This window comes from Streptomyces sp. NPDC102402, from assembly GCF_044765765.1.
Lineage (GTDB): Bacteria > Actinomycetota > Actinomycetes > Streptomycetales > Streptomycetaceae > Streptomyces.
The window spans coordinates 54565-80693 of record NZ_JBIWKR010000017.1 but is presented as its reverse complement, the minus strand read 5'-3'; the positions used below and the strand labels follow the sequence as shown (position 1 = coordinate 80693).

The 26129-nt window shown below is 71.6% G+C and carries 32 protein-coding genes; 12 read left to right on the top strand and 20 right to left on the bottom strand.

From position 1 onward, the window contains the following. Positions 1–31: 31 nt before the first annotated feature. The 3 genes from ACIRJR_RS32160 to ACIRJR_RS32150 all read right to left on the bottom strand — a co-directional run bounded on the left by ACIRJR_RS32160 (position 32) and on the right by ACIRJR_RS32150 (position 3065). Complete coding sequence (locus ACIRJR_RS32160; RefSeq protein ID WP_403787182.1) at positions 32–1288, bottom strand: GNAT family N-acetyltransferase; 1257 nt, start codon at positions 1286–1288, stop codon at positions 32–34. A gap of 75 nt (positions 1289–1363) precedes the next feature. Continuing rightward, positions 1364–2335 carry an asparaginase gene (locus ACIRJR_RS32155; protein WP_403787180.1) on the bottom strand — a complete coding sequence of 324 codons (972 nt, stop codon included), beginning with the start codon at positions 2333–2335 and terminating at the stop codon, positions 1364–1366. Positions 2336–2387: 52 nt separating this feature from the next. Beyond that, positions 2388–3065: an ABC transporter substrate-binding protein gene (locus ACIRJR_RS32150; RefSeq protein ID WP_403787178.1), complete on the bottom strand. Its 678-nt coding sequence runs from the start codon at positions 3063–3065 to the stop codon at positions 2388–2390. 115 nt (positions 3066–3180) lie between these two features. On the opposite strand from ACIRJR_RS32150, the gene dtd reads away from it, so the two are divergent. Beyond that, positions 3181–3630, top strand: coding sequence for a D-aminoacyl-tRNA deacylase (gene dtd, locus ACIRJR_RS32145; RefSeq protein WP_403787176.1), 450 nt, complete (start codon positions 3181–3183; stop codon positions 3628–3630). 40 nt (positions 3631–3670) lie between these two features. Here dtd and ACIRJR_RS32140 read toward each other — a convergent pair whose 3' ends face one another. The 6 genes from ACIRJR_RS32140 to ACIRJR_RS32115 all read right to left on the bottom strand — a co-directional run bounded on the left by ACIRJR_RS32140 (position 3671) and on the right by ACIRJR_RS32115 (position 8795). After that, positions 3671–4636: a YgfZ/GcvT domain-containing protein gene (locus tag ACIRJR_RS32140; RefSeq protein ID WP_403787174.1), complete on the bottom strand. Its 966-nt coding sequence runs from the start codon at positions 4634–4636 to the stop codon at positions 3671–3673. A gap of 30 nt (positions 4637–4666) precedes the next feature. Continuing rightward, entirely contained in the window at positions 4667–5128 is a 462-nt protein-coding gene (locus ACIRJR_RS32135; RefSeq protein ID WP_403787172.1) for a Fur family transcriptional regulator, read from the bottom strand. A gap of 44 nt (positions 5129–5172) precedes the next feature. Continuing rightward, on the bottom strand, positions 5173–5745 hold the full coding sequence (locus ACIRJR_RS32130; protein WP_403787170.1) for an FABP family protein: 573 nt from the start codon (positions 5743–5745) through the stop codon (positions 5173–5175). Positions 5746–6004: 259 nt separating this feature from the next. After that, positions 6005–6997 carry a hypothetical protein gene (locus ACIRJR_RS32125; protein ID WP_403787168.1) on the bottom strand — a complete coding sequence of 331 codons (993 nt, stop codon included), beginning with the start codon at positions 6995–6997 and terminating at the stop codon, positions 6005–6007. Then, complete coding sequence (locus ACIRJR_RS32120; protein WP_403787166.1) at positions 6994–7836, bottom strand: hypothetical protein; 843 nt, start codon at positions 7834–7836, stop codon at positions 6994–6996. The genes ACIRJR_RS32125 and ACIRJR_RS32120 overlap by 4 nt, the downstream gene beginning before the upstream one ends. Then, on the bottom strand, positions 7833–8795 hold the full coding sequence (locus tag ACIRJR_RS32115) for a hypothetical protein (protein ID WP_403787164.1): 963 nt from the start codon (positions 8793–8795) through the stop codon (positions 7833–7835). Before ACIRJR_RS32115 ends, ACIRJR_RS32120 begins: the two co-directional genes overlap by 4 nt. Positions 8796–8901: 106 nt before the next feature. On the opposite strand from ACIRJR_RS32115, the gene ACIRJR_RS32110 reads away from it, so the two are divergent. Then, on the top strand, positions 8902–9264 hold the full coding sequence (locus ACIRJR_RS32110; RefSeq protein ID WP_403787162.1) for a DsrE family protein: 363 nt from the start codon (positions 8902–8904) through the stop codon (positions 9262–9264). A gap of 18 nt (positions 9265–9282) precedes the next feature. Here ACIRJR_RS32110 and ACIRJR_RS32105 read toward each other — a convergent pair whose 3' ends face one another. From ACIRJR_RS32105 to ACIRJR_RS32070, 8 genes are all read right to left on the bottom strand, one after another. Further along, the gene (locus ACIRJR_RS32105) at positions 9283–9648 is read right to left on the bottom strand and encodes a DUF3099 domain-containing protein (RefSeq protein ID WP_403787160.1); all 366 of its coding nucleotides are present in this window, start codon (positions 9646–9648) and stop codon (positions 9283–9285) included. A 120-nt stretch (positions 9649–9768) separates the two neighbouring features. Next, positions 9769–10056 carry a DUF1416 domain-containing protein gene (locus tag ACIRJR_RS32100; protein WP_014154938.1) on the bottom strand — a complete coding sequence of 96 codons (288 nt, stop codon included), beginning with the start codon at positions 10054–10056 and terminating at the stop codon, positions 9769–9771. A 48-nt stretch (positions 10057–10104) separates the two neighbouring features. Further along, positions 10105–10944 (bottom strand): sulfurtransferase, encoded by an 840-nt coding sequence (locus ACIRJR_RS32095; RefSeq protein WP_403787158.1) that lies wholly within the window; start codon positions 10942–10944, stop codon positions 10105–10107. A 151-nt stretch (positions 10945–11095) separates the two neighbouring features. After that, positions 11096–11176, bottom strand: a complete 81-nt coding sequence (locus ACIRJR_RS32090) for an Ms5788A family Cys-rich leader peptide (protein ID WP_350751515.1) — start codon at positions 11174–11176, stop codon at positions 11096–11098. Between the two features lie 290 nt (positions 11177–11466). Beyond that, positions 11467–12162 carry a DUF2993 domain-containing protein gene (locus tag ACIRJR_RS32085; protein WP_403787156.1) on the bottom strand — a complete coding sequence of 232 codons (696 nt, stop codon included), beginning with the start codon at positions 12160–12162 and terminating at the stop codon, positions 11467–11469. Between the two features lie 200 nt (positions 12163–12362). Then, on the bottom strand, positions 12363–13691 hold the full coding sequence (locus tag ACIRJR_RS32080; protein WP_403787154.1) for a hypothetical protein: 1329 nt from the start codon (positions 13689–13691) through the stop codon (positions 12363–12365). Between the two features lie 10 nt (positions 13692–13701). Continuing rightward, positions 13702–13956 carry a MoaD/ThiS family protein gene (locus tag ACIRJR_RS32075; RefSeq protein WP_099174183.1) on the bottom strand — a complete coding sequence of 85 codons (255 nt, stop codon included), beginning with the start codon at positions 13954–13956 and terminating at the stop codon, positions 13702–13704. A gap of 41 nt (positions 13957–13997) precedes the next feature. Beyond that, entirely contained in the window at positions 13998–14948 is a 951-nt protein-coding gene (locus tag ACIRJR_RS32070) for an alpha/beta hydrolase family protein (protein ID WP_403787152.1), read from the bottom strand. A gap of 299 nt (positions 14949–15247) precedes the next feature. On the opposite strand from ACIRJR_RS32070, the gene ACIRJR_RS32065 reads away from it, so the two are divergent. The 6 genes from ACIRJR_RS32065 (at position 15248) to ACIRJR_RS32040 (ending at position 21004) form a co-directional block, all read left to right on the top strand. Next, a complete protein-coding gene (locus ACIRJR_RS32065) occupies positions 15248–16051 on the top strand; it encodes a response regulator transcription factor (protein WP_403787150.1) in 804 nt (267 codons plus the stop codon). A gap of 251 nt (positions 16052–16302) precedes the next feature. Then, positions 16303–17346, top strand: a complete 1044-nt coding sequence (locus ACIRJR_RS32060) for a LacI family DNA-binding transcriptional regulator (protein ID WP_403787148.1) — start codon at positions 16303–16305, stop codon at positions 17344–17346. A gap of 94 nt (positions 17347–17440) precedes the next feature. Further along, a complete protein-coding gene (locus ACIRJR_RS32055; protein WP_403787146.1) occupies positions 17441–18625 on the top strand; it encodes a S1C family serine protease in 1185 nt (394 codons plus the stop codon). A 13-nt stretch (positions 18626–18638) separates the two neighbouring features. After that, a complete protein-coding gene (locus tag ACIRJR_RS32050) occupies positions 18639–18818 on the top strand; it encodes a hypothetical protein (RefSeq protein WP_403787144.1) in 180 nt (59 codons plus the stop codon). Between the two features lie 48 nt (positions 18819–18866). Further along, on the top strand, positions 18867–19598 hold the full coding sequence (locus ACIRJR_RS32045) for a response regulator transcription factor (protein ID WP_033297079.1): 732 nt from the start codon (positions 18867–18869) through the stop codon (positions 19596–19598). Then, positions 19595–21004, top strand: coding sequence for a sensor histidine kinase (locus tag ACIRJR_RS32040; RefSeq protein ID WP_403787142.1), 1410 nt, complete (start codon positions 19595–19597; stop codon positions 21002–21004). The genes ACIRJR_RS32045 and ACIRJR_RS32040 overlap by 4 nt, the downstream gene beginning before the upstream one ends. 359 nt (positions 21005–21363) lie before the next feature. Here the strand turns inward: ACIRJR_RS32040 and ACIRJR_RS32035 are convergent, their stop codons facing one another. Both ACIRJR_RS32035 and ACIRJR_RS32030 read right to left on the bottom strand, forming a co-directional pair. Then, a complete protein-coding gene (locus tag ACIRJR_RS32035; protein ID WP_203181652.1) occupies positions 21364–21558 on the bottom strand; it encodes a DUF397 domain-containing protein in 195 nt (64 codons plus the stop codon). A gap of 13 nt (positions 21559–21571) precedes the next feature. Next, positions 21572–22423, bottom strand: coding sequence for a helix-turn-helix domain-containing protein (locus ACIRJR_RS32030; protein ID WP_403787140.1), 852 nt, complete (start codon positions 22421–22423; stop codon positions 21572–21574). Positions 22424–22626: 203 nt separating this feature from the next. Between ACIRJR_RS32030 and ACIRJR_RS32025 the strand changes: the two genes are divergently transcribed. Beyond that, positions 22627–23088: an ATP-binding protein gene (locus ACIRJR_RS32025; protein ID WP_403787138.1), complete on the top strand. Its 462-nt coding sequence runs from the start codon at positions 22627–22629 to the stop codon at positions 23086–23088. Between the two features lie 99 nt (positions 23089–23187). Next, on the top strand, positions 23188–24393 hold the full coding sequence (locus tag ACIRJR_RS32020) for a cell wall protein (protein ID WP_403787136.1): 1206 nt from the start codon (positions 23188–23190) through the stop codon (positions 24391–24393). A gap of 25 nt (positions 24394–24418) precedes the next feature. Here ACIRJR_RS32020 and ACIRJR_RS32015 read toward each other — a convergent pair whose 3' ends face one another. Further along, entirely contained in the window at positions 24419–25312 is an 894-nt protein-coding gene (locus tag ACIRJR_RS32015; RefSeq protein WP_403787134.1) for a phosphatidylinositol-specific phospholipase C, read from the bottom strand. A 181-nt stretch (positions 25313–25493) separates the two neighbouring features. On the opposite strand from ACIRJR_RS32015, the gene ACIRJR_RS32010 reads away from it, so the two are divergent. Both ACIRJR_RS32010 and ACIRJR_RS32005 read left to right on the top strand, forming a co-directional pair. Next, positions 25494–25778, top strand: coding sequence for an AbrB/MazE/SpoVT family DNA-binding domain-containing protein (locus tag ACIRJR_RS32010; protein ID WP_403787132.1), 285 nt, complete (start codon positions 25494–25496; stop codon positions 25776–25778). A gap of 22 nt (positions 25779–25800) precedes the next feature. Beyond that, complete coding sequence (locus ACIRJR_RS32005) at positions 25801–26118, top strand: hypothetical protein (RefSeq protein WP_403787130.1); 318 nt, start codon at positions 25801–25803, stop codon at positions 26116–26118. Positions 26119–26129: the final 11 nt, after the last annotated feature.

Genomic DNA, 26129 nt, shown 5'->3' with positions numbered 1-26129 from the left:
CGGCGAACCGGTGCCGGGCGGCGGGAGTCCCTCAGAACACGTCCGGGCACCACGCCCGCCGGGGCGCCCGGAGCAGCGCGTCGGCCGAGGCCGCCGCGCCCGCGCGGTGTTCGTCGAGCCGCCCCAGCGCGGCCAGCCGCACCGGGGACTCGTCGCCCAGGTAGAGCGTCCCCAGTTCCGCCACGTCCAGCGTCAGATCCGCGTCCCGTGTCGTGGGGGTGCAGGAGGCGCCGGACGGCGACGCGTCCAGCAGGAAACGGCCGCCCGCCAGTCCCGCTCCGTCGCGGACCTCCAGGACCAGGGCGCCCTCGGTGGCGTACGTACGTGCCTCCAGGGCGCGCCGCACGTCCAGGACGCGCAGCCACAGCCAGTCCGCCTGGGTCACGACGCGGGCGGCGCGGGGGTCCGGGAGGAGGAGGGGGAGCAGGTCGTCGGGGGCGCGGTAGCCCGTGCGGACCGTGGTGATCCAGTCGATGGAGCAGACGAACTGCCACAGGGCGCGTTCCGCCGCCGGGGTCACGGCGATCAGACTGCTCACCGTCGCCGTGTTGAGGGGCTGCTTCCGGTCGCCCCAGTGTGCGTCCGCCCGGTAGACGACCAGACCGTCCGTCTCCCCGTCGGCCGACCGGTACACCGCGTAGAACGGCTCCGTCCACGTCTCGTGCACCGGGACGTCCACACCGGTGTTCCGCTGCCACCAGCGCTCGTCCCGGGAGACCACGCCGTGCTGTCGTGCGGCGAGACGGCTGTGGAGTTCGGGACCCAGCTTGCGCACGTCCGCGCCGTCGACCAGCTCGATCCGGCCGCCGTCCGCCTCGGAGGGCACCCGGGCGCGCGGGTCCAGGCCCGCCCGGGGCACGTCGATCTCCCACTCCGCCGTCCAGGTGGCCGGGCCGAATCCGTACCTGCCGTAGATCGGGTACTCGGCGGCGATCAGCGAGGCGACCACGTCGCCTCGCTCCTTCGCCGCCGCCAGGTCCGTGGCCATCATCCGGCTGAGATGTCCGCGACGGCGGTGCGTGGGCGTCACCGTCACCGCCGTGATCGCGTCGGCCGGCACGCCCGCACCTCCGACGACGGTCAGTTCCTGCGCGAAGGACCGGAAGGTGGCGACGCAGCGCCCGGCGTCGAACACGCCCTGGACACGGGCGAGATCGGCATGGGCCAGGCGCAACGCGATCTCCTCCTCCGGGACCGGTGTCGACGCCGCGCGGAGGAATCCGGTGCCCACGGCGCGCATCCAGTCGGGGAACTCGGCTGCGGAGACGGTGCGTGGATCAGGGCTCATGCCGCCCACGCTAGGCGGGGAGCGTTCCGGATGTCGCACGGATTTCGGCAGCACCCCCGCGTCGGGCGCCGCCGATCAGAACGCCGCCCGGATCTCGCCCACCTGCTCCGCGCCACCCAGCAGCGGAGAACTCCCGATGCGCGACACCACGGGGGCGTCGACGCCCAGCAGCCCGAGGCAGCGGGCCAGCACCGGACCCAGCGCGCGGGTGGAACCGTCGTCGATCTTGAAGGCCAGGGCCCTGCCGTCCGGGAGCGCCACCGCCTGGACCGCCTCGGCACCCATCTTGGAGAGCGTGCCCGGCACCTCCCGCATCAGCCAGGTGTCCGGCCGCCGCGTGCCCGCGACGTATTCGGGGTGCGCCCTCATCGCGTCCGCGACCCGCCGCTCCGCCGTGCCCGGCTCCGCCAGCACGAATGTCCGGAACGCGCGGGCCAGGCCGACCAGCCCGATCGCCATCAGCGGGGCTCCGCAGCCGTCCGTGCCGATGGCGGCGACGGGCTCGCCCGCCGCCTCCGCGACGACCTCGCCGACCAGCCGCTGGAGGGGGTGGTCCGGGTCGAGATAGGTGGCCGTGTCCCAGCCGTTGCGTACGCAGACGGCGAGCATCGCGGCGTGCTTGCCCGAGCAGTTCATCGTGAGCGGTTCCCGCACGCCCCCCGCGGCGAGGTACGCCTCCGCCTCGACGGGGTCCAGCGGCAGATCGGGCGGGGTCCGCAGATCGCCCGGCTCCAGTCCGTGCTCGGCGAGCATCGTGCGCACCAGGTCGAGGTGGAAGCCCTCACCCGAGTGGCTCGCGGCGGCCAGCGCCAGCCGCTCCTCCGAGAGGTCCAGCCCGGCCCGGAGGATCGCGGCGGCCTGCATCGGCTTGTTGGACGAGCGCGGGAAGACCGGGGCCGCGGGGTCGCCGAGCGCGAGCTCCACGCTCCCGTCGGCGGCCAGGACGACCAGCGACCCCCTGTGGTGACCCTCGGTGAAACCGGACCGTACGACCTCGGCCAGGACCGGCAGCACGGGGGACGCGGAGGTGGATATGGAGGACGTCATACGGCGGGTGGCCTTCCGGGGACGGGCGTGACCCGCCCCCGGAAGGGTCGCTTCAGGCGAGCAGGTCCTCTACTTGTGCTTCCCCGTCACGGTACCTGCGGGCGATCTCCGCGCTGCAATCGTCCACGGTGCGCTGGAGCCGGTGACGGCGCCGGGAGACCCGCTGCTCGTAGCGGACGAGCCGTCCCATGGCGCTCAGGAGCTCTTCGTCCGTCCGGGCGTCCAGGTCGGAGAGCCCGACCTCCGCGAGCGTGTCCGCCGCCAGCCGCCGGTACTCGTCGCTGCGCGGCGTGGTGAGGGTGACGTGCCGCGCCGAGGACCGGTGGACGGACGGGGTGTCGGCGAGGATCTCCGAGAGCCGGTCCACCACGGGCGACTCGGGGTCCACCCGGCGGGCGAGCTCGGCCCGCAGGATGTCGATCCGGCCCTGGACCAGACGGCGTACGTAACTGAGGTCCGCCTCGTCGCGCTGGGCGTCACGGCGCAGGGTGCGCAGTTCCGGAAGTCGCAGCCCGCCGAATTCGGGCTGTGGTCGCACGGAGGCCAGGCCCTCCACCGCACCGCCCCCGGACTGCCCGGGCACGGACACCACTCCGGGCAGGTGCACGGGTGGCGGGGTGGCCGGCTGGCCGGGCGGAGCGACGGTCCGCTGCACCGGCGGCCGGAGGCCGGCGGCTGTACGTGTCACTGGTACGGCACCGGGTGATGGCCCGGTTCCCTGTGTCGTCATGATGTTCCGTCCCCTCGACCGGTGCGTCGGCACACCGACATCGTGCATGGTGCCACTACGGAGGGTGTTCACGCAGGTGCTCTGTACCCGTTCAGCCCAAGATAGGTTGGTCTGTATGCGTGCAGTGATACAGAGGGTGGACGGTGCGAGCGTCACCGTGGCAGGCGCCGCGGACGATCCGTCGGCGACCGGAACGGCCGGCGAGATCGTCGGCGAAGGGCTGTGTGTGCTGGTGGGGGTCACTCACGGCGACACGGCGGAGAAGGCGGCGCAGCTCGCCCGCAAGCTGTGGACCGTGCGGATCCTGGAGGGCGAGAAGTCCTGCTCGGACGTGAATGCACCGCTTTTGGTCATTTCTCAGTTCACCCTCTACGGGGACGCCAGGAAGGGCCGCAGGCCCACCTGGAACGCGGCGGCGCCGGGCGAGGTCGCCGAGCCGCTGGTCGACGAGGTCGTGGCGCAGCTGCGCGCGCTCGGCGCCCGGGTGGAGACGGGCCGGTTCGGGGCGGACATGCGGGTCTCGCTCACCAACCACGGCCCCTTCACCTTGCTGATCGACGTATAGCGGCGCGACCGGCCCGGCTGGACGGCCGCGCGTAGGCGCTCTACGGCTCGACGACCGTCTCCTGGGCCGCCGCGGTGTCACCCGCGATCAGTTCCGCGTCCACGGCGACGTTCCGCTTGACCAGAGCCAGGGCGATCGGGCCCAGCTCGTGGTGGCGGGCCGAGGTGGTGATGAAGCCGAGCTGGCGGCCCTCCTCGCCGTCGGCGGCGAGCCGGACCGGCGTCCCGTGGCCGGGCAGGTGGACCTCGCTGCCGTCGAGGTGCAGGAACACCAGGCGGCGCGGCGGCTTCCCCAGGTTGTGGACACGGGCGACCGTCTCCTGGCCCCGGTAGCAGCCCTTCTGCAGGTGCACCGCGGTGCCGATCCAGCCCAGCTCGTGCGGGATGGTGCGGTGGTCCGTCTCGAAGCCCAGGCGCGGGCGGTGCGACTCGACGCGCAGCGCCTCGTAGGCCAGGATGCCGGCGGCGGGGCCGTGTGCGGCCGCGTACGCCTCCAGGCCGGCCCGGGGCAGGAACAGGTCACGGCCGTGCGGCGTCTCGCGCACGGCGACGCCGTCCGGGACCTCCGCGATGGAACCGGCGGGCAGGTGCACCACGGCGAAGTCCTCGGTGCGGTCGGCGACCTCGACCCGGTAGAAGAACTTCATCGACTCCAGGTACGCGATCAGCTCGCCCTGGCTCTCCGGCTCGGCGTGCATCCACACCGTCGTGCCGTCGTCGACGAGGTAGAGGGCGTGCTCGATGTGCCCGTTGGCGGAGAGGATCAGCGCCTCCGTCGCCTGGTGCGGCGCGAGGTCGCTGACGTGCTGGGTGAGCAGCAGGTGCAGCCAGGCCAGCCGGTCGTCGCCGGTGACCGTGACGACCGCGCGGTGCGAGAGGTCGACGAGGCCGCTGCCGTCGGCGAGCGCGCGCTGCTCACGGAACAGGTCGCCGTAGTGCGCGGCGACACCTTCGTCGCGCCCCTCGGCGGGGACGGCGCCGGGCAGGGACAGCAAGGGGCTCTTCATGCGACCAGCGTACGACTCGTCCGGCGCGGACTACCGCCCGCCGTCGGGTCCTTCCGCCTCTTCCGCCTGTGCGGCCCTCGCCGTGCAGTCGGCGCAGCGCCCGAAGATCGCGAAGTGCTTCATGTCGGTCTCGAAGCCGAACGCGCCCCGCAGCTTCTCCGTGAAGTCGGCGACCACGTCGACGTCGGCCTCGATGACGTCCGTGCAGTCCCGGCAGACGAGGTGGATGTGGTGGTGCCGGTCCGCCAGGTGGTAGGTCGGGGCGCCGTGCCCGAGGTGGGCGTGGCTCACCAGCCCGAGCTCCTCCAGGAGCTCCAGGGTCCGGTAGACGGTGGAGATGTTCACACCCGACGCCGTCCGGCGCACCTCGCAGAGGATGTCGTCGGGTGTCGCGTGCTCCAGGGCGTCGACGGCCTCCAGGACGAGCTGGCGCTGAGGCGTCAGCCGGTAGCCACGCTGCCGAAGATCGGTCTTCCAGTCGGTGCTCACCACAGACCCAGTGTAGGGCGGGGCGAGCACCGGGCCGCCGGTACGACCTACTTGAAGAACGCGATGCCGTCGTCCGGCAGGTCCCCGAGGCCCCGCGCCATCTCGGCGACCTGCTCCGGGGTGACGACCTTCTTCAGGTGTGCCGACATGTACGGCCGCAGCTCCACGTCGGGGGTGGCCTTCTCGCCGACCCACATCAGGTCGCTGTTCACATAGCCGTAGAGCCGCTTGCCACCGCTGTACGGGCCGGAGGCGGCCGTACGGGCGACCGCGTCGGTGACGACGTCGATCTGGGGCTTCTGCTTCGCCAGCTCGCCGTACCAGACCTCGACGATGCCCTGGTCGCGGACCATGACGATCTCGACCTTGCGGTCCTTGTCGATGCGCCAGTAGCCGGACTCGGACTCCAGCGGCTTGACCTGGTTCCCCTCGGCGTCCAGCACCCAGGAGTGCGAGACGTACTCGAGGAAGTCACGGCCGTCGTGGCTGAAGGTCACTTCCTGGCCGAAGTTGCACTTCTCCGCGCCGGGGAAGTCGGAGACGCCCGCACCCGCCCAGTTGCCCAGGAGGAAGGCCAGCGGCACGAGGTCCGGGTGGAGGTCGGACGGAATCTCGATCATGAGCGGCTCAGACGATCTGTGAGGGTGTACGGGAGGTGTTCGGCGAGGGTCAGCGCTGGCCCTGGTACAGCTTCTTCACGGTCACGGCGGCGAAGGCGAGCACGCCGACGCAGACCAGGACCAGCAGGGCGGAGAAGAAAGCCTCAAGCACGGGAGCTCCTCGGAACGAACGACATGACGGCAGCAGGCGGCCGGGCCCCCAGCCTAATGGGTGGGGGCCCGGCACGGCGGCCCGGGGCTTCGCCCGGGCCCGGTCGGCTCAGCCCAGGAGCTGGTTCTGCAGGACGAACGTCTGGTGGAACGGAACGGCCGGCGTGCCGGCCTCGCCCTTGCGGGCGTGGACGACCAGGGCGACGGTGTCCCCGGCCAGCACGTACCCGTGGCGGACCTGCTCGGCGCCGTACGGCTCGGGCTCGGAGTAGACGTGCACCGAGGTGGATTCCGTCCAGTCCTCGGCCGTCCAGTCGTCGTCGAAGACGGGCTCGTCCGTCCCGGCGAGGGGGAGCGGCAGCGAGTCGTACTCGTAGATCTCGTCCTGGAACGCCGTGGAGTACGCCACCGAGTTGAACTGGAGCAGGTAGATCCGGGACGACGTGCCGTCCGGCATGGTCCAGCCGCGGGCGGTTATGTGCCGCAGGGCGGAGTCCTTCAGGTGCTGGGTGAGAGCGGCCCTGTCGTCCTTGCCGTACTCCTCGGCGTAACGGGCGACGTCCACCCAGCCGCCGTCGAGCTCCTTGTCCACGGTGGCTCCGGCGGGCGCGGGCAGCAGCAGGCGCCGCACATCCGCGTGGTGGACCTCGGCGGTGTTGGAGTCGCTGTACGGGCGGGGTGCGCCCGCGGGCAGGGCGGGCAGGCTCAGCCGCGGATAGTCCCAGCGGCCGTCGTCCCGTGTGGCGAGGCCCGGCACGTCGGTGCGCTCCATCGAGGTGATCCCCGCGGCCGTGCCGGCGCCCAGCCCTCCGAGGACGAGTAGGGCAGCCGTCCACCGCAGGACGGCCCGCAGGATCCTGCGCGGCGGACGGGGCGCGGCGGGCGCGGGGTCGTCCTGCGCGGGAGGCGCCGGCGGGCCCTGCGGGAGCGGCGGAAGCCCCTGCGGGACCGGCGGAGGCTCCTGCGGGAGCGGCGGAAGGGCGGCCGGGGCGGGAGTCGCGGTGTCTGCAGGGGCGGCAGGCACGGAGTCGGCCGGGGTGGGAGCCGCGGTGTCGGCTGCCGGAGCCGCGGTGTCGGCCGGAGTGGCCGTCTGCTCGGTCATATGTACTCCCCCGGGGACGCGATGTGGTCCAGCTGGTCCTTCAGCAGTTCGGCCACGGCGGCCTTGTCGACGGGCTTGGCGCCGGTCGCCCGGTAGGTGATGCCCAGCTCACCGTCGTACGCCGCGCACACCATGTCCTCGATGTCGCTGTCGCTGTCCCTGGGCTGCAGATAGCAGGTCGCGTTCCGGGTGTGGCCCTTGACCTTGGGGCCGTCACGGAAGAGCCCGAAGGCGTCGAACAACTGCGTCTGGAAGGTGTAGAAGTTCCTCACGGCCTCCTTGTCCTTCATCCGCACGATCTCGGCGTGCACCTCCAGGTCGTTCTCCTGGGAGACGTACGACCTGACCGCGAGGCCCTTCAGCCGGAGTTCGTCGATCCGCTTGTCGTACTCCCGGCGCTCCTTGCCCGCGAGTCCACGGTTGGACTCCTTCATCGCGGCGACGGACCGCTCGCCGTCCACCTCGTCGTCGTTGCCGTACTCACCGTCGTCCGGGCCGAGCCGGTAGCCCTTGGGCACGGGCAGCAGCAGCTTGCTCATCTCGGTGCCGGACCTGCCCCGGCTGACGTCGCCGGCGGGGTCCTTCGCGGGCTTGCGCCCGGACACCTTCCAGACGGTGGTCTCCACGGTGCGGTCGGCGCCGTCGACCGTGACCTTCGTGTACGCCGCCGCGCCGCCCACCGCTCCGAGCACCAGCACGAAGGGCAGCGCGGTGAGCAGGATCCGCCGGGCCCGGCCGGGTCCCGCGGCAGGGGCCCGGGTGCCGGGCGCTTCCGGGGCGTCGGCCGGTTCCGGAAGGGGGGCCGCCTCGGACTGGGCCGGCCGGTTCATGTCGTTCACAGGCGCTCCAGCTGCTGCTCGGCCAACGTCCGGATGTCCCTCTTGCTGATCGGCCGGCTGTCGTACAGATCGATCTCGACCATGACGTCGCCGCGGTTCATGAGGGCCCTGGCCCGGTAGAAGGGCTCGTAGCCGGGCTCCCGCTCCACCTCGTAGAGGTAGTAGCGGCCCTCGCCGCTGCCCTTGACCGGATCGCCCTCGTTGCCCGCCCCTGCCTCCGGACCGGCCATGTACGCGCGCTGGCCGTTGGCGAAGTCCCTGGCGGACGTGCTCGCCCCGGCGGAGAACTGGACGAGCTGGATCGCCACCTCGCGGTCCTCGCCCTTCACCCAGGAGGCGCCGGCGATGCGGCGGATGTCGGACTCCAGGAAGTACTCGAACATCGAGTCCTCCGACTCGAAGTCACGCGCGAGGTCGCCCACGGTCATCCAGCCGTCCTCCAGCCAGTCCGCGTTGTTCTCGCTCCACCCCGCGGGACGGTCGAGCAGCAGCTTGCGCAGATCGCCGTCCGTCTTGACCCGCCGGTCCTGCGAGGCGGGCAGCGGGGCGGGCGCCTTGTCCGCCGGGAGCGCCTTCGCCGGGTAGGCCAGGTCCATCTGCGACAGCGCGGGCAGGGGCGTCGGCGGGCGCTCGGCCTGGATGCCGTAGCCGACCGCCGTGCCGCCGGAGATGCCGAGCAGGGCCGCGGCGGCGATCAGCAGGGCCGTACGGCCCCGCGGGCGTGCGGGGGCGGCGGGCGGTGCGGGCGACTCGGCCGGCGCGGCAGACGGGTCGGCCGGTGCTGCGGGCAGCTCGGCCGGCGTGGCAGACGACTCGGCCGGTGCGGCAGGCAGATCGGCCGGTGCGGCAGGCAGCTCGGCCGGCGTGGCAGACGACTCGGCCGGTGCGGCAGGCAGATCGGCCGGCGCCGTGGACGGCGGCTGGGCCGGCCCGTCAGAAGTGGTGTCGTTCGGTTCCAAAAGGGTCCCCCCCAAGAGACCTGAGGCGCAGATTCCAATACCTGCGCACACAACTGACCCACAGGTCACAGGGGAGGTTGCATGGCCGAGGATTACAGTTCGGTACATGCCGAAGAAGCTCGTGATCAAGGTGACCGCCGGAGCCGACGGGGCCGAGCGCTGCTCGCAGGCCTTCACCGTGGCGGCCGTGGCCGTCGCCAGTGGGGTCGAGGTCTCGCTGTGGCTGACCGGCGAGTCCGCCTGGTTCGCCCTGCCGGGGCGCGCCGCCGAATTCGAACTGCCGCACTCCGCGCCGCTGCCGGATCTCATCGACTCGATCCTGGCGGGCGGCGGAATCACGCTCTGCACCCAGTGCGCGGCCCGGCGGGACATCACCGAGAAGGACGTCCTGGAGGGCGTGCGGATCGCCGGTGCCCAGGTGTTCGTGCAGGAGGCGATGGCGGACGACACCCAGGCGCTCGTCTACTGAGCAGAGCGCGGGTGCGGCCTACTGGCGCCGGTTCCTGCCGTCGAGTTCGTCCCACCAGGCGTCCGACGTCGGGTCACCCGTGCGCTCCCGCCCGGCCCGTCCCGGCCGGGCGTCCGGCCCCGCCTTCGGGGGCGTCGGGGGCGGGGTGTCCCCGACGCCGGAATTCCCAGGCCGGGAGTCCCGCGCGGGGTCGTCCCACCAGCGGTCCTCGGGACCCCGCCGGTTGGCCACGATCGCCGCTACCGGCGGTATGACCATGGCCACCACGCACATCGCCACCGCCGCGGGGACGGACCACAGACGCACGAAGGCCCAGGCGGAGACGAAGAGGAAGAGGCATCCGCCCATCATCAGGAAGTAGCCACGCCTGCGCCGGTCGTACATGCGTCCAGCGTAGGGCTCTCACCCACGGAACCGCACGCGGACGGCACGGAGGGCCGCACCCCTGCTCAGGTGGCGTCCAACCCCCTGGGGTGCGGCCCTCCGGCCGTTCGTGCGCGTGGACTACACCGCGATGGCGACCTCGGCGAGACCGCCGGTCTGCGCCACGACCGTGCGGTCGGCGGTGCCGCCCGGGACCAGGGCGCGGAGCGTCCAGGTCCCCTCGGCCGCGTAGAAGCGGAACTGTCCGGTCGCCGAGGTCGGGACCTCGGCGGTGAACTCACCGGTCGAGTCCAGCAGGCGGACGTAGCCGGTGACGGGCTCGCCGTCGCGGGTCACGCTGCCCTGGATGGTCGTCTCGCCCGGCTTGATCGTCGAAGCGTCGGGGCCGCCGGCCTGTGCTCCACACATGGTGTTCTGTCCTTCTGGTCGGGGTCCTGCTTGATCGGGTCTGCGGAATTACTTGTTGGCGCCGAGCTCGATCGGCACACCCACGAGGGAGCCGTACTCGGTCCACGAACCGTCGTAGTTCTTGACGTTCTCCTGGCCGAGCAGCTCGTGCAGCACGAACCAGGTCAGCGCGGAGCGCTCGCCGATGCGGCAGTACGCGATGGTGTCCTTCGACAGGTCGACCTGCTCGTCCTCGTAGAGGGCCTTGAGCTCGTCGTCCGACTTGAACGTGCCGTCGTCGTTGGCGTTCTTCGACCACGGGATGTTGCGGGCGCTCGGCACGTGGCCGGGGCGCTGCGACTGCTCCTGCGGGAGGTGCGCCGGGGCGAGCAGCTTGCCGCTGAACTCGTCGGGCGAACGCACGTCGACGAGGTTCTTGCTGCCGATGGCGGCCACGACGTCGTCGCGGTAGGCGCGGATCGACTCGTCCTGGGCCTTGGCCTTGTACTGGGCGGCCGGGCGCGCCGGGACGGCGTCGGTCAGGTCACGGGAGTCGAGCTCCCACTTCTTGCGGCCGCCGTCGAGCAGGCGGACGTCCTGGTGACCGTAGAGCTTGAAGTACCAGAAGGCGTAGGAGGCGAACCAGTTGTTGTTGCCGCCGTAGAGCACGACCGTCGTGTCGTTGCCGATGCCCTTCTCGGACAGGAGCTTCTCGAAGCCGGCCTGGTCGATGAAGTCACGGCGGACCGGGTCCTGGAGGTCCTGGGTCCAGTCGATCCGGATCGCGTTCCTGATGTGGTTCTTCTCGTACGCCGAGGTGTCCTCGTCGACCTCGACGATCGCGACCTGCGGGTCGTCGATGTGGGCCTCGACCCAGTCGGCGTCGACCAGAACGTCTGCGCGGCTCATGTGTTTCTCCTCCGGGGCAGTCTGCGGCGGGGTGGTGCGTCGTGCGGAGTGCGAGGTGTACGCGCAGGCGCTGCGAACGGAACGCGTACGGAAGGCACGGGTTCGGCCCTGACGTGGTCGAAGGGCCGGGGGAAACGGGAGAAGGTCCCGCTCAGAAAGGGCGACAGAGCATGGCGGCGACGCGGCACAGGTCTACTGCCCGCCGCTTCGTGAGGTCCGCCTGTCGCTTCATGTGTCCGATCGTAGGGAGGTACGGGCGGAGATGTCACCGTTGTGTCGGATGGTGAGACACGATCGTCCGCGATGCGAGACGCCTAAGCCGTCGGAGCAGTCGTCGGACGGGAGAACGGCGACGGGCGCACTCCGGTCATCTGCCGTACGGACGAGCCCGTCTCACTATCTGGAGCAGCCGTCCCGTGCGTCCACGCCGAGCCCCTACCCCGGACGGCCTGAGGCCAACCACGGCCACACCGGCCCGCCGTCCTGCCGTCACGCCGGCCACACCGTCCCGCCGTCCCGCTGTCAGCCCGCGAGTTCGACGTCGGAGCCGGTCATGGATATCTCCAGGCCGCCCGGCGCGACCTCGATCTTCTCCAGCTTCAGGCCGTCCGGGAGTCCGCCGATCCCGCGCTCGAAGTCGGTCTTCTTCCTGACCAGACCCTCGATGCCGGGGATGCCCTCACCCGGGACCTCGTCGGCGCGCACCTTCACCGTGTCGCCGTCGGCCAGGGTGACCGTGGACAGCACACTGCGCGTGACCGTCTGCCCCAGCACCGGGATCTTGACCGTGCCGGTGACCTTCACCTTGCCGTCGCCGCCGTAGGAGACGGTGACTCCCTCGTCGGCGGCCTCGGTGAGGGCGGCGTACGAGACGACGGCCGTCCCGGTGGCCCGGGAGGCCGTCGCGCTCGTGTAACCGGCACCCAGCGTCACCTGGCGCAGCTGGGCCCGGATCTCACTGATCCGTATCTCCCGCCCGGCGGCTTCGGCGCGGATGTCCTCGACCGTGACGTCGACCCGGTCGAGCTCGGACCCCGCCACCTGGGTCAGGAAGGGGAACCCCTTGATCGACACGTCGGTGGAACCGGTCTCGGCGCCGCCGAACGAGATCCGCCCCTCGGCCTCGGACTCCGCGAAGTACACGGCGGCGCGGTCGAGGGCGACGAAGACGCCCCCCAGCACCACGGCGATGATCAGCAGTATTCGCAGTGCGCGCATGCCTTCTGTTCCCCCACTCGGACCGGCCGTACCCCTGGTGCACGTGAGCCTACTGCCGCGGTGCGGCGCCCCCGGAGTGATCGACGACCGGAGGGCCCGGCCGGTTCCCGGTCGCGGGGACCGCGAGTGAGGGGACGTCAGACACGTCAGACCCGCCGGACAGGCCGGACAGGTCGGTCACGTCGGACACGTCGGTGACGTCAGGCGATCGCACGGCCGATCAGGTAGACGGCCGGGGCCGCGACGGTGAGCGGCAGCGCCACGCCTGCCGTCATGTGCACGAAGCGGGACGGGTAGTCGTAGCTCGCCACGCGCAGTCCGATCAGCGCGCAGCCGCCGGCCGCGAAGCCGAGGAGAGCGGCCTGCGCCCCGAAGTCGGTGAACGCGCCGGCGGCCAGGCCGGCACCCGCGGAGGCGAGCAGGGCCACCACGACCGAGACGGCGCCGGGCAGTGGCAGGGCCCTGACGAGCACGGCCACGGCGACCGCGATCCCGCCCACCGTCACGGCGTCCGGGACGGCGGCCAGATGGCCGGCGGCCATCACGGCGAGCGCGGCCGACACGACGGTGGCCGTCAGGCCGTACATCCGCTCGTCGGGCCCGGCACCGCTGCGCAGCTGGAGGACCAGGGTGAGCAGCACCCAGACGCCGAGCGTGCCGAGGATGGCCGCCGGGGCGTTGCTCCGGCCCGCCGCGAGCAGCACCACATCCGCCACGACACCGCCCGCGAAGGCGAGGGCGATGCCCTGCCGGGCCGGCCACATGCCGTTGAGCCGGAACCATCCCGCGGCCGTCACGGCCTGGAGCAGGACCAGGGGCACGAGCAGGGCGTAAGGCCCGACGGCGGCACCGAGGGCGAGCAGCAGACCGAGTCCCGCGGTGATCGCGGCAGGCTGCATCCCCGGCGCGATGACCGGCGAACGCCCCTCGGCGCGGGCCCGCTGGGCATCGGCGATCCGGCTGTTGCCCAGCGTGGTGGGCGCGCTGTAGCCGTCGGAGTCGTCCGCCGGAGCGGCGGGAGCGGGGGACGGAGGGGCCGTGGGCGCCTCCGGCGGCAGCGGGTAGGCGGCCGGCGCGCCCTGCGGTGCGGCGGGAGCCGCGGCCGGCGCGGCCTGGTGCTGCGGCTGGATCGTCGGCTGGTACTGCGTGTCCCAGGTCTGGCCCTGCCACGTCTGGGTCGCGCCCTGGTCACCGCCCTGCGGAGCACCCTGCTCCGGGTACACGGGGGACTCCGAGTACACAGGGGGCTCCGGGTACGCAGGGGGCTGGGGGTACGCGGGGGGCTCCGGGTACACAGGGGGCTGGGGGTGCGCGGGGGGCTGGGGATGCCCGTACGGCGGCTGCTGACCGTACGGCTGCTGAGCCTGCTGCTGCCCGTACGGCTCCTGCCCGCCGTACGGCGGCTCCTGGCCGTACACGGGCTGCTGCTGCGGGTCCTGCTGCCCGTACGCCGGGTCGTAGGGCTGCTGCCCCTCGTCCCGCCGCCCGTGTCCCGGGTCGTACGGATACTGCTGATCGCTGTTGCTCATGGTCTGCGGTTCACCCTCCTGCGAACGGCGGGAGCACCTCGACCGTGCCGCCCTCGGCAAGCCGTACGGTCTCATGACCACGGGTCCCCACAGGATTCCCGTCGATCAGGAACGAGCATCGGAGCAGTACGCGCGTCAGCTCACCGGGGTGCCGCTCGCGCACCCCGTCGAGCGCCTCGGCGAGTGTCTCCGCCGTGTACGGCTCCTCCGCGGTCCCCGCTGCGGCCTTGGCCGCGGCCCAGTAGCGGATCGTCCCCGCTGCCATGGCGGCACCCCTTTCGTCGTACGTCGACTGTCCATCATGGATCACGCGGACTCCGTCCAGTCCGCGATGCGGGTCAGCAGCCGCTCGTCCGCGGCGTTCTCCGCGTGGCCCATCCCGCGTTCCAGCCAGAGTTCCGCGCCGTCCCCCGCGGCTCGCGCCAGCATCCTCGGATGGTCGACCGGGAAGTACGGGTCCTGGTCGCCGTGGACGATGAGCAGCGGCGCGGTGATCCGCGGGACCGCCTCCACCGGCGAGAGCGGCACCGGGTTCCAGTCCTCCCGGTGGATCCGGGTGCGGAATCCGAGGCGGCCGACGAACCGGCCGGTGGGGCGGGTGACGATCCAGTGGAGCCGGCGCATCGGGGCCGTGCCCCGGTAGTACCAGCGGGCCGGTGCGCTCACGGCGACCACCGCGTCGGTGTGGGCGTCCCCACGCCCCGGCAAGTGCGCCTCTGTGCGCCCCTCGTGCGCCCCGTGCGCCTTGGTGCGCCGCTCCACCCGTTCGGTCCCAGGGGCGGGTTCTTCCTCGGTAAAGAATTCGCCGGGTTTCTGAGCCGTATACAGAGCGGCGTGCCGGAGCACCACGGAACCGCCCATCGAAAAGCCGACCGTAACGACACGGCGATGTCCGAGCGATCTCGCCCAGGCGACCGCCACGGCCAGATCCAGGACCTCGCGGTCGCCCACGGTGGACCTCCCGGTGGACCTCCCGTGCCCCCGGAAGGAGAACGTGACCACGGCCGCACGCTGGGCGAACACCGCTGCGGCACGCCGCAGCGCCGGCCGGTCGACGGCACCGGTGAAGCCGTGCGCGAGGACGACGGCCGTCCCGCCGGAGCCACCGCCCGCACCGGCCCCGGACCCCGCCGTACACGGGGTGTACACCGCCTCGATACGCACCCCGTCACCCGTCAGCAACGTGGTGCGCCGGGGGATCCGCGTGATCGAGGGAACAGAAGAACTCGTGAAACGACCCTCGGACACTGAACTCATGTGGGCTATTCTGCTGCGAAGAGGATCCGGGCAAAGCAGCCCCCGGGTCCTTTTGTGCTTTCCGAGCGTTGTTACGGCGACGTTTCCACAAGCTCAGCGGTCCCCGGGGCGCGGGACCGCACAGTAAAAACCGTATGACGGCCGTCGCGGGTGACGGCCGTACGGGAGTACGAAGCAGTGCCGCACTACTCCCCCGGGTCCGACCCGGGAGTGCCCCTCTCGCAGGGAACGAGGAGGACCGACGTAATGGGCGAGCTGAACGTGCACGATCGACCGACGACCCAGGCAGGTGGGCGGCGATGAGTTCACTGCTGCTTCTGACGAATGCCCTTCAGCCGTCGACGGAGGTGCTCCCCGCCCTCGGTCTTCTGCTCCACAGCGTGCGGGTCGCCCCCGCCGAGGGCCCCGCTCTCGTCGACACCCCTGGTGCCGACGTCATTCTCATCGACGGCCGCCGGGACCTTCCCCAGGTGCGCTCGCTCTGCCAGCTGCTGCGTTCCACCGGACCCGGCTGTCCGCTGATCCTCGTCGTGACGGAGGGCGGCCTGGCGGCCGTCACCGCCGACTGGGGCATCGACGACGTCCTGCTGGACACCGCGGGCCCCGCGGAGGTCGAGGCCCGGCTGCGGCTGGCCACCGGCCGCCAGCAGATCAGCGCCGACGACTCCCCCATGGAGATCCGCAACGGCGACCTGTCGGTCGACGAGGCGACGTACAGCGCCAAGCTCAAGGGCCGGGTCCTCGACCTGACCTTCAAGGAATTCGAGCTGCTCAAGTACCTCGCGCAGCACCCCGGCCGGGTCTTCACCCGCGCCCAGCTGCTGCAGGAGGTCTGGGGCTACGACTACTTCGGCGGCACCCGCACGGTCGACGTCCACGTACGACGGCTGCGCGCCAAGCTGGGTCCCGAGCACGAGTCGCTGATCGGCACCGTCCGCAACGTCGGCTACCGCTTCGTCACCCCCGAGAAGGTGGACCGGGCGGCAGAGGAGGCCAAGGCCAAGGCGGCGGCGAAGCCGGTGGAGGAGAGCCTCACCCGTTCGGAGCAGTCCGCGGAAGCCGAGATCACGGAGGAAGCCCCGGTCCGGCCTGCCAAGCGGTAGCGCCCGGCCTGCCAAGCGGTAGCGCCCGGCCTGCCAAGCGGTAGCGCCCGGCCTGCCGAGCGGCAGCGGGTGACAGCCGGACAGGGCCGGATCAGGGAGCGGGGTCCGGTGCGTGCAGCTGCAAGGCGGAGGTCGAGGCAACGCGGAGCGTTGCCGATCGACGACACCGCCGCAGACGGGCGTGCCGGGCCCCGCGAGCCCGGCCCTGTCCGGCTGTCACCCGCTTGGTCGATCCGCGTAGACTGCCGCGCGTGGCCAAGGTGACGCGGGACGATGTGGCGAGACTGGCGGGGACCTCGACAGCGGTCGTCAGCTATGTCATCAACAACGGGCCCAGGCCGGTCGCCCCGGCCACGCGCGAGCGGGTGCTCGCCGCGATCAAAGAGCTGGGCTACCGCCCCGACCGGGTGGCCCAGGCGATGGCGTCGCGGCGTACCGACCTCATAGGGATGATCGTCCCGGACGCCCGGCAGCCGTTCTTCGCGGAGATGGCGCACGCGGTCGAACAGGCCGCCGCCGAGCGCGGGAAGATGGTGCTGGTCGGCAATTCGGACTACCGCGACGAACGCGAGGTCCACTACCTGCGGGCCTTCCTCGGCATGCGGGTCTCCGGGCTGATCCTCGTCAGCCAGGGTCCCAGCGAGCGCGCGGCGGCGGAGATAGAGGCGTGGGACGCCCGCGTCGTCCTGCTGCACGAGCGCCCCGAGGCCATCGACGACGTCGCCGTCGTCACCGACGACGTCGGCGGCGCACAGCTCGCCACCCGCCACCTCCTGGAGCACGGCAACGCCTACGTGGCGTGCCTCGGCGGCATGGAGTCGACCCCCGTGGTCGGTGACCCGGTCGCCGACCACATCGAAGGCTGGCGCCGCGCGATGCAGGAGGCCGGGCGGCCGACGGAGGGGCGGCTCTTCCACGCCCCCTACAACCGGTACGACGCCTACCAGGTGGCGCTGAAGCTGCTGTCCGGCCCCGACAGACCCCCGGCGATCTTCTGCTCGACCGACGACCAGGCCATCGGGGTGCTGCGGGCCGCGCGCGAGCTGCGGATCGACGTACCGGGCGAGCTCGCGGTGGCCGGCTTCGACGACGTGAAGGAGGCGGGGCTGACCGACCCGCCGCTGACGACGGTCTTCTCGGACCGTCCCGCGATGGCACGGGCGGCCGTGGACCTGGTCCTCGACGACTCCCTGCGGGTCTCGGGCTCCCGGCGCGAGCGGCTCAAGCAGTTCCCGTCCGCGCTCGTGGTGCGCCGGTCGTGCGGCTGCGGGGAGCCGACGGTCACCGCTCGATAGCGGAGCGCTTCCTTATATCGGGCATACGAGGTTCTGCCGGGCTTCTCAGCGGGTACTCAGGCTGCTCTCATCTTCGCTGGCCACTCTCGAAGACATGACCGACAGCCACCGCCCGAGCGGCGAGTACCCGATGCCCCCCTCGCACGACAACGGTTCGTACGGCAGCGCGCCGTACGGCAGCGGCTCGTACGGCGGCGGCTCCAACGGCAGCAGCCCCTACGGCGGCAGCTCCAACGGCAGCAGCCCCTACGGCGGTGGCGAGGCGGCCTACCCGCCGCCTCCGGCATACGAGCCCGAGCAGCCGACCACCGTGGTTCCCGCCTACGCCTGGCCGGCTCCGGCACCCGAAACCGTCCCGGCCGCGGAGACGCCGAAGTCCGAGCGCCGGGTCAAGCGGCCCCTCGCCCTGCTGGCCGCCGTGGCGATCGCCGCCGCGGCGATCGGCGGCGGCACCGCGACCCTCATCGGCGAGCTCGCCGACGGCGGCTCCAGCAGCTCCGTCTCCGGGGGCGCCGTCAGCGGCACCACCGTCTCGCAGAGCAGCAAGGGCACCGTCTCCGGTGTGGCGACGGCCGTGTCACCCGCCATCGTGGAGATCAGCGCGAGCTCCTCGGCCGGAGACGCCACCGGCTCCGGGGTCGTCATCACGGGCGACGGCGAGATCGTCACCAACAACCACGTCATCTCCGGCGCCTCCACGATCAAGGTGGCCCTCAGCACCGGCAAGACGTACACCGCCGACGTCGTCGGCACGGACGCCGACAAGGACCTGGCCCTCATCAAGCTCCAGGGCGCGAGCGGGCTCAAGACCGCCTCGCTCGGCGACTCCTCATCGGTGAAGGTCGGCGACGAGGTCGTGGCGATCGGCTCGCCCGAGGGCCTGACCGGCACGGTCACCAGCGGCATCATCTCGGCGCTGGACCGCGACGTCACCGTCGCCAAGGAGGAGGACCAGCAGGCACAGCAGCAGCAGCAACAGGGAGGCCAGAACTGGCCGTTCGAGTTCGGCGGCCAGCAGTTCAACGGCGACACCGGCTCCTCCAAGACCACGTACAAGGCCCTGCAGACCGACGCCTCACTCAACCCGGGCAACTCCGGCGGCGCGCTCATCAACATGAACGGCGAGATCATCGGCATCAACTCCGCGATGTACTCACCGGCTTCGGCCGACGCCTCGGGCAGCTCGACCGCAGCGGGCAGCGTGGGCCTCGGCTTCGCCATCCCGGTCAACACCGTCAAGGCCGACCTGGACACCCTGCGCGCCGGCGACGGCTCCTGACGAGGAGGTCACCATGAACCCCGACACCACCGCGGACCCCGGCCCTTCCGGACTGTCCCTGCCCCTCGCCCTGGCCACCGAACTGGCCGCCTCGGCGCACACCGCGCCGCCGCCCCGCCCGGCCGAGATCCGCAGCGGCTCCGGCCGTGGGCGCCGTGCCGCGCGACGCCGTGCGGCGGCCGTGCGAGGCTGAGAACCAAGTACGCCGCACCCGGCACGAAGGAATGAGGACGAAGAAGCGATGAGCCCCGCCGAAGACGATCCGCAGCGTGTCCTGATCGTCGACGACGAGCCCGCCGTGCGCGAGGCGCTGCAGCGCAGCCTCGCGTTCGAGGGGTACGGGACCGAGGTGGCCGTGGACGGCTACGACGCCCTCGCCAAGGCCGAGTCGTACGCCCCCGACCTGATCGTCCTGGACATCCAGATGCCCCGCATGGACGGCCTCACGGCCGCCCGGCGTATCCGGTCCACCGGGTCGACCACGCCGATCCTGATGCTCACCGCCCGCGACACCGTCGGCGACCGGGTCACCGGCCTCGACGCCGGCGCGGACGATTACCTCGTCAAGCCCTTCGAGCTGGACGAGCTCTTCGCCCGCATCCGCGCGCTGCTGCGCCGCAGCTCGTACGCGGTCGCGGCGGGCGGTCCGCTCCCCGACGACGACGTGTTGTCCTTCGCCGACCTCCGTATGGACCTCAACACCCGCGAGGTCACCCGGGGCACCCGCCGCGTGGAGCTCACCCGCACCGAGTTCACCCTCCTGGAGATGTTCCTGGCGCACCCACGACAGGTACTGACCCGCGAGCAGATCCTCAAGGCCGTCTGGGGCTTCGACTTCGAACCCAGCTCCAACTCCCTGGATGTGTACGTGATGTACCTCCGCCGCAAGACCGAGGCGGGCGGCGAACCGCGCCTGGTCCACACGGTCCGGGGCGTCGGATACGCCCTGCGCTCCGGCGGCGGTGACGGGTGACCGGCCTGCCCCGCCGGCTCCGCGCCCTCCCGCTCCGCTCCCGGCTCGCGCTGCTGGTCGCGGCGGCCGTCGCGGTGGCGGTGGCGGCGGTCGCGGCATCCTGCTGGTTCGTGACGCGGGAACAGCTGGAGCATCAGCTGGACAGCTCCCTGCGTAACTCACCGACGGTGGACAAGTCGCTCGTCACGGAGCTGCTGGCCAGCTGCCAAGGTGCGGGCCGTGGCCCCCTGCGCCCGCCGGGCTCGTACACCCTGCAGATCATCGACGCGTCGGGCACGGTCTGCGAGAGCCCCGGCTCCACCCGTATCTCCCCGACGGACGAGGATCTCGGCGTGGCCTCGGGCAAGCAGCGGGACGCACTGCACTCGGGCACGGACGCCGAGGGCCAGAAGATGCGGATCTACACCTACGGCCTGGAGCTGCGCCCCTCCGGCGAGCTCTACGCCGTGTCGGTGGCACGCCCCGAGAAGGAGGTCACCGACCCGCTCTCCACCCTCGCCTGGGTGCTGGTCCTCGTCGCCGGCATCGGCGTCGTCGGCGCCGGTGCGGCCGGCCTGTGGATCGCCCGTACCGGTCTGCGCCCCGTCGACGACCTCGCGCACGCCGTCGCCCACGTGGCGGAGACCGAGGACCTGACCGTCCGGATCCCCGCCGAGGGAGAGGACGAGATCGCCCGCCTCTCCCGCTCCTTCAACTCCATGACCAGCTCCCTGGCCATCTCCCGCGACCGCCAGTCACAGCTCATCGCGGACGCCGGTCACGAGCTGCGCACCCCGCTCACCTCACTCCGCACGAACATCGAGCTGCTCGCCCGCAGCGACGACACGGGCCGGGCCATCCCGCCCGACGACCGCAAGGCCCTGATGTCCTCGGTCAAGGCCCAGATGACCGAGCTGGCCGCCCTCATCGGCGACCTCCAGGAGCTGTCCCGCCCCGACGCCACCCAGCCCGGCCCGCTCCAGGTGGTCGCGCTGCACGACATCACCCGCTCGGCGCTCCAGCGCGCCAGGCTGCGCGGCCCCGAGCTGGCCATCACCGCGGAGCTGGCCCCCTGGTACGTACGCGCGGAACCGGCCGCCCTGGAGCGGGCGGTGGTCAACGTCCTGGACAACGCCGTGAAGTTCAGCCCGGCCGGCGGGACCGTCGACGTCGCCCTGCACCGTGGCGAGCTGACCGTGCGGGATCACGGCCCCGGCATCCCGGCCGAGGACCTCCCGCACGTCTTCGACCGCTTCTGGCGCTCCCCCTCGGCCCGCCAGCTCCCCGGCTCCGGCCTCGGCCTGTCCATCGTGGCCCGCACGGTCCAGCAGGCGGGCGGCGAGATCGGCCTCAGCCCGGCGGAGGGCGGCGGCACGGTCGCCTCGATCCGGCTCCCGGGGGCACCGCAGCCGCCGCCGGGGGCCTGAGCGGGCGGATCAGAGGGGGTGAAGCTCCGAAGAGGACGCCTGCCCCCGCCCACCGCCGGACACTCCGGCATCGCGACCCGCCTCGGGCATCACCCCCTCGGGGCGACGACGAGGCTGGGGCAGTGGTCACGCATCGCGCCTGTCACGTTTCCCGGGCAGCCGCGCAGATCCGAAAGCATGATGGCCGGCAGAACCAGCGGATTCGGCTCACCCGTCGTGAGGTGGGTGGTGCGACGGAGTACGACGGTGACCCAGGGGTGCCCAGGGGCGTTCGGCCGAACGCCCGTGATGTCTGCCCAGGAGATGAAGCCGAAACGGGCGTAGGCCACACCCTCGCCCCAGCCTGCCTCCCTGCCGGCTCAGGCCAGGTCGTCGAACTCGCCTTCCTTGGCCCCGCCGAGGAAGGCCCTGAGCTTGGCGCGAGTCGTGCGTACGACGACATCTGGGTGGTCGCTCTCGCGCAGCAGTATCTCGCCCTCGTGCTCGGCCAGTTCGAGGCAGTCCGAACCCTCTGCGTTCGAGGACTTCGAGGACTTGCGCCACTGAATTTCCATGCTCCTCAGACCTTCATGCTTGTTGGGCGATCCTTCGAATGAAGTCCCGCGAACTCACCGGGTCGAGCGACCGCTCCTCAGTACGGTCCAGGGCGACTCTCCAGTTCACCAGGCTCGTTTCTGCATCGAGGAATGACGACCCGGTCGCAGTGTCCACCTGGACGGTGTCCAGTTGCGGAACGATCCCGTGCACGTAGTGTGCCGAACTGCTCGCGAAGGGGAAACCGCCGGCAGCGAAGGGGATCACCTTGACGGTTACGTTGCCGCGCTCCGACTCCTGTATGAGATGGCCGAGTTGGCTGCGCACGACCGCCGGACTTCCGTACGTCATGCGCAACGCCGCCTCGTGAATCAGGAACGTACAGATCGGCGGGTCAAGCCGGTCCAGAACATCGCGGCGTTGCAACCGGTGTGACAGCAAACGGCGTTGGCGCGCCGGACTCGGCGGCGGGACGCCTTCCGCGAAGACGCTGCGCGCGTACGCCTCGGTCTGGAGGAGACCCGGCATATACATGACCTGCACCGACCGGATGGCAGCGGCGTGATGCTCCAGCTCGGCAAGATCGAGAGCGTCGTCGGCCAGCTCACCACGGTAGTGCTCCCACCATCCGCTCCCCCGCTCCGCGGCCATGGCGACGAGAGCGTCGACGTACGCCCCGTCAGGGCACTTGTAGTGCTCGGCCCACGCGCGCACCCGCTGAGGGCTCACGCCGAATCGCCCCGACTCCGTGTTGCTGATGGTGGTGCGGTCCGCTCCCAGCCGCTCGGCGGCCTGGGCGAGCGTCAGGCCCGCATGCTCCCTGAGCCTGCGCAACTCGGAGCCGAATCGACGCTGCCGCACCGTGAGCAGCTTCCTTGGCGGCATCAGGATCACCTTCCGTCGAATCCCAGTCTGGCCGTACCCGAACCCCTGGGGGTTCGTTACTCAGAACATCGAGACGTATCACTAGTTATGAACCATGGGCACGTTGGTTAGAAATGCGGCACGCCAATCCCTCCGCCCGTGCGCCATCACCACACCTAACGAGCCGCGCGCCAGTTCGGATCGCATCACGTGGGGAGAACGACATGACCAGCGCCAACACCACCGCACCCTCCGCATCACCGCACCGTCAGGACGGCGAGGACTACCGGCTCTCCCTGCCCAACACCGCGCGCTCCGCCGGGATCGCCCGGCACTTCGTCACGTCGCTGCTCACCGGCAGCCCGCACAGCGGAATCGTCGACGATGCACGGCTCTGCGTCACCGAGGTCGTGGCCAACGCCCACCGTCACACCCGCACTTCACTGATCCGCGTCCATGTGGCGGTCAGCCCCGAGCAGGTGACCGTCTCGGTCGCCGACGACACCCCCTGGACCGCGCCCGCACCCGGCGCGATCCTCACCGGTCCCGCGCAGGAGTGCGGGCGGGGGCTGCTCCTCCTGGAAGAGCTCGCCCTGGCGTGGGGGTCGGACTTCTGCGGGTGCTGCACCCCCGCCCACAAGGCCGTGTGGTTCACCCTCGCCGCTGGGGCGAGAGCCGCCGCCTGACCCTCGGCTCGCGCGCCCGCACGGCGGTGCCGGCCTGACCGCCTGCCGTGATCGACCGGCAGGCCGGACAGCCGACCCGCCTCACCCCTACGGACCCTGATGCGCCGCACCACCGGCGCGGCTTCGCGCTGCGCTCCTCCGGCATGCCCTGATCCGGCATGGATCCCCGTCCCCCGCGCCTTCCAGGAGGTCGGCTCGACCTCCGCTCGCCGCGCCCAGCCGCGCGCGTGGCTGCGCGCCGTGGCATGGCTGGTCGGCGCGGGCCTCCACGCGCGCGCAGGCGTAACCACGCTCGCCGTGGCCCGGGATCTCGCGGCGCGGATGGACTACCGGCGGGGGCTCGTCCTGTACGACCTCGAAGGCACCGCCGTCCGGTGCGGGGTGTCGACCGCGACGGTGAAGCGCCATGTCCGGGTCCTGCGGGAGCTCGGCGCGCTGGCGTGGCACCGGCACGGCACGAAGAGGAACCTGCGGCTCCCGGGACGCGCGTACACCGCGACGGCGACCATCTACGCGGCGACGATCCCGGCCGTCCACGACGCCGCGATGGGGCACCGGATCGAGGGCACCGGCTACGGCGCCCGGCTGCTCGGCGTGACGGACGAAGGGCGGACGCGCGCGGTCGGCCCCGTCTTCGCCACCTCACACCCTGTGGACAAGAAGCATCCGGGCGCGGCCCCTCCGGCAGTGCGTGCACCCCATTCCCTCGGGTCCCACCACGACGTACCCACCGCTGACGTAGACGGTGGGATGAACTACACCTCGCGGCGGAACCACGGCACCAAGAGGGGCGGAAGCGGCGGCAGGGCGTCACACCGCAGCCCGTCGCAGGTGGCCCGCGACATCAGGATCGCCCGGCAGGTCCGGCCGCTGGTCGGCTGGACCCAGCGGGAGGGCCTCCGCCGACTTGCCTTCGCGCTACGCCCGTTGATCGACCAGGGTCTGGACGCCCACGACGTCGCGGCCGAACTCATCGGCCTGGCGGCCGACTGGTGCCCCGCACGCCCTGCCGCGTACATCACCGCCGCTCTCGCCCGGGACCGGCGTTCCGAAGCCGCCCGCCGGCCGGGCAAGGAGCTCACGGCCGACCCGGCCGCCAACCGGGAGTGGCAGCAGTGGCTGACCGCCCGCCCTGCCGACACCACGGAGCGTACGGACGACGACCGCCGCCACGCCCGGCTCTACGCGTGGGACCGGTGGTACGAGGTCGCCGCCCACTACGACGCCGACCCCGACGACGCCCTGGACCTCTACGGAACCCGGCTGTGCGCCTACGCCGTGAAGCGGGCCGCACGCGGCGCCTGACCCCGGGGCGGCCGGGACCGGCGCCTCAGCCCGTCGGGTTGTGCCGGATCAGCGACTCGACCAGGCCGGACCGGGTAGCCGGATAGTCCAGCGGGACGATGCCGAGCCCGGTCCAGCCCGCCGCCTCCGCCCCGTCGAGGAACGCGTGCACCTGCGGGTTGAGCCGGTCCGAGTTCCAGCGCGGCGGCAGCAGGGCGGCAGTGCTCACGTAGTTCATGAACAGCTTGCCGGGCTGCTGCGCAGCTTTCCGGAACTGCGCCTCGATCTTGGTGTACTTGGCGAACGGCTCCGCCATGTAGTCGTCCTGGATGTCGAAGAGCGCGGAGTCGGCGTACCGCACGCCCGGCAGGCCCCCGTTGTCGGCGAGGAGCACGACCTTGCCCCGTGCCCCGCCCAGGTCCGGGAGCGTGGGGTCGAGGCGGAGGAGCGAGCGCCAGCCCTTGCCGTCGAGGTAGAGGTCGAAGATCCGCCGGAACGCGGCGTCGCTCTCCTCGGAGTACTCCTGCTTGACCCGCATCAGCACCGTCTCCGAGGGCTGCCGTGCCAGGAAGTCCCGGCAGGCGCCCAGGACGTCGTCGAAGTTCAGGTTCTGGTACGACGCCCCGTGATGGATGGCGTACGCGTCACCGCTGATCCGGCAGCGTATGTCGAGGAAGCGGATGCCACTGTCGAGCTGCGCGGCGACGGTGGTGTTCTGGCACGCCGTCCAGAGTCCCCCGAAGCGCGCCCCCGAGTTGTGCGTGCCCGGGATCGTCAGGCGTTGCAAGGGTGTGGCGTCGGCGAGGGCGCCCATCCAGTCCTGGGTGCCTGCCACCCTCGGTCCGGCGGCACGGGCGGGCGTCGTACCGAGGGCGACTCCTGCGGCGGCGGCCAAGGCGCCGGTGAGGAAGGTGCGGCGTGTGGCGGTGTACGGACTCATGCGTATGCGTCTCCGTCAGCCGTGGGGGGCGGGACTGGATTATGACGGGTCCACATCAATGGTGGAAGCAGGCCTCGACCGCGGTCGCCCTCACTGCGAGTTTGTGAATTTCGTAAACTTTTAATCTTGGATATTGCGCGATAGACTGCCGGAGATGGCGACAGAGGTAGGAGGTCATCACATGACTACGGCCACAGCCACGCTGCGCGCGAACGGGCAGGTCACACTCCCCAAGGCCATTCGGGCCGCCCTCGGGGTGGACCAGGGCGACGAGCTCGAGTTCGAGATCACCAGCGCCGGCGAAGTCACGGTGCATGGACTCACCAAGATCCGCTCCGATCAGGCCTGGTTCTGGACCCCGGAGTGGCAGGAGGGCGAGCGCAGGTCGAGCGAGGACATCGCTGCCGGGCGCACCGCCGTCCACGAGGACGCGGACGGCATGTTCGCGCACCTCGACGAAGACTGACCCCTGACCCCGGGAGGCCCGATTGCCGACATTTGAGACGACTGCCCACTTCAAGCGCGACTTCAAGGCCCTCAAGCCTGAGGAACGCACGCGCTTCGAAGACGTCATCCGGAAGAAGTTCGTTTCGGATGTGGAGCGAGGGCAGTTCCGACCCGGGCTCCGGGTCAAGCCGGTTCAGGGCATCACCATGCCCCAGGGCGCCCGCCCTGTCATGGAGATGACCTGGGCGCCCGACGGACGTGCCACCTGGCAGTACGGAGACGAAGTCCGGCCAGGGGAGACGCACATCCTGTGGCGCCGGGTGGGGGGACACGAGATCTTCGTCCCCGGACCGGCCTGAGCAGGCCGACG

Excerpts from the sequence above, each read along its gene's own strand:
- ACIRJR_RS32090 (WP_350751515.1), bottom strand. The coding sequence starts at position 11,176 with ATGAAGCGACAGGCGGACCTCACGAAGCGGCGGGCAGTAGACCTGTGC.
- ACIRJR_RS32095 (WP_403787158.1), bottom strand. The coding sequence starts at position 10,944 with ATGAGCCGCGCAGACGTTCTGGTCGACGCCGACTGGGTCGAGGCCCAC.
- ACIRJR_RS32010 (WP_403787132.1), top strand. The coding sequence starts at position 25,494 with ATGACTACGGCCACAGCCACGCTGCGCGCGAACGGGCAGGTCACACTC.
- ACIRJR_RS32075 (WP_099174183.1), bottom strand. The coding sequence starts at position 13,956 with ATGGCAGCGGGGACGATCCGCTACTGGGCCGCGGCCAAGGCCGCAGCG.
- ACIRJR_RS32055 (WP_403787146.1), top strand. The coding sequence starts at position 17,441 with ATGACCGACAGCCACCGCCCGAGCGGCGAGTACCCGATGCCCCCCTCG.
- ACIRJR_RS32150 (WP_403787178.1), bottom strand. The coding sequence starts at position 3,065 with ATGACGACACAGGGAACCGGGCCATCACCCGGTGCCGTACCAGTGACA.
- ACIRJR_RS32020 (WP_403787136.1), top strand. The coding sequence starts at position 23,188 with ATGCGCCGCACCACCGGCGCGGCTTCGCGCTGCGCTCCTCCGGCATGC.
- ACIRJR_RS32130 (WP_403787170.1), bottom strand. The coding sequence starts at position 5,745 with ATGATCGAGATTCCGTCCGACCTCCACCCGGACCTCGTGCCGCTGGCC.
- ACIRJR_RS32155 (WP_403787180.1), bottom strand. The coding sequence starts at position 2,335 with ATGACGTCCTCCATATCCACCTCCGCGTCCCCCGTGCTGCCGGTCCTG.
- ACIRJR_RS32025 (WP_403787138.1), top strand. The coding sequence starts at position 22,627 with ATGACCAGCGCCAACACCACCGCACCCTCCGCATCACCGCACCGTCAG.
- ACIRJR_RS32080 (WP_403787154.1), bottom strand. The coding sequence starts at position 13,691 with ATGAGCAACAGCGATCAGCAGTATCCGTACGACCCGGGACACGGGCGG.
- ACIRJR_RS32030 (WP_403787140.1), bottom strand. The coding sequence starts at position 22,423 with ATGCCGCCAAGGAAGCTGCTCACGGTGCGGCAGCGTCGATTCGGCTCC.
- dtd (WP_403787176.1), top strand. The coding sequence starts at position 3,181 with ATGCGTGCAGTGATACAGAGGGTGGACGGTGCGAGCGTCACCGTGGCA.
- ACIRJR_RS32015 (WP_403787134.1), bottom strand. The coding sequence starts at position 25,312 with ATGAGTCCGTACACCGCCACACGCCGCACCTTCCTCACCGGCGCCTTG.
- ACIRJR_RS32110 (WP_403787162.1), top strand. The coding sequence starts at position 8,902 with ATGCCGAAGAAGCTCGTGATCAAGGTGACCGCCGGAGCCGACGGGGCC.
- ACIRJR_RS32035 (WP_203181652.1), bottom strand. The coding sequence starts at position 21,558 with ATGGAAATTCAGTGGCGCAAGTCCTCGAAGTCCTCGAACGCAGAGGGT.
- ACIRJR_RS32125 (WP_403787168.1), bottom strand. The coding sequence starts at position 6,997 with ATGACCGAGCAGACGGCCACTCCGGCCGACACCGCGGCTCCGGCAGCC.
- ACIRJR_RS32070 (WP_403787152.1), bottom strand. The coding sequence starts at position 14,948 with ATGAGTTCAGTGTCCGAGGGTCGTTTCACGAGTTCTTCTGTTCCCTCG.
- ACIRJR_RS32085 (WP_403787156.1), bottom strand. The coding sequence starts at position 12,162 with ATGCGCGCACTGCGAATACTGCTGATCATCGCCGTGGTGCTGGGGGGC.
- ACIRJR_RS32045 (WP_033297079.1), top strand. The coding sequence starts at position 18,867 with ATGAGCCCCGCCGAAGACGATCCGCAGCGTGTCCTGATCGTCGACGAC.
- ACIRJR_RS32050 (WP_403787144.1), top strand. The coding sequence starts at position 18,639 with ATGAACCCCGACACCACCGCGGACCCCGGCCCTTCCGGACTGTCCCTG.
- ACIRJR_RS32100 (WP_014154938.1), bottom strand. The coding sequence starts at position 10,056 with ATGTGTGGAGCACAGGCCGGCGGCCCCGACGCTTCGACGATCAAGCCG.
- ACIRJR_RS32105 (WP_403787160.1), bottom strand. The coding sequence starts at position 9,648 with ATGTACGACCGGCGCAGGCGTGGCTACTTCCTGATGATGGGCGGATGC.
- ACIRJR_RS32140 (WP_403787174.1), bottom strand. The coding sequence starts at position 4,636 with ATGAAGAGCCCCTTGCTGTCCCTGCCCGGCGCCGTCCCCGCCGAGGGG.
- ACIRJR_RS32065 (WP_403787150.1), top strand. The coding sequence starts at position 15,248 with ATGAGTTCACTGCTGCTTCTGACGAATGCCCTTCAGCCGTCGACGGAG.
- ACIRJR_RS32160 (WP_403787182.1), bottom strand. The coding sequence starts at position 1,288 with ATGAGCCCTGATCCACGCACCGTCTCCGCAGCCGAGTTCCCCGACTGG.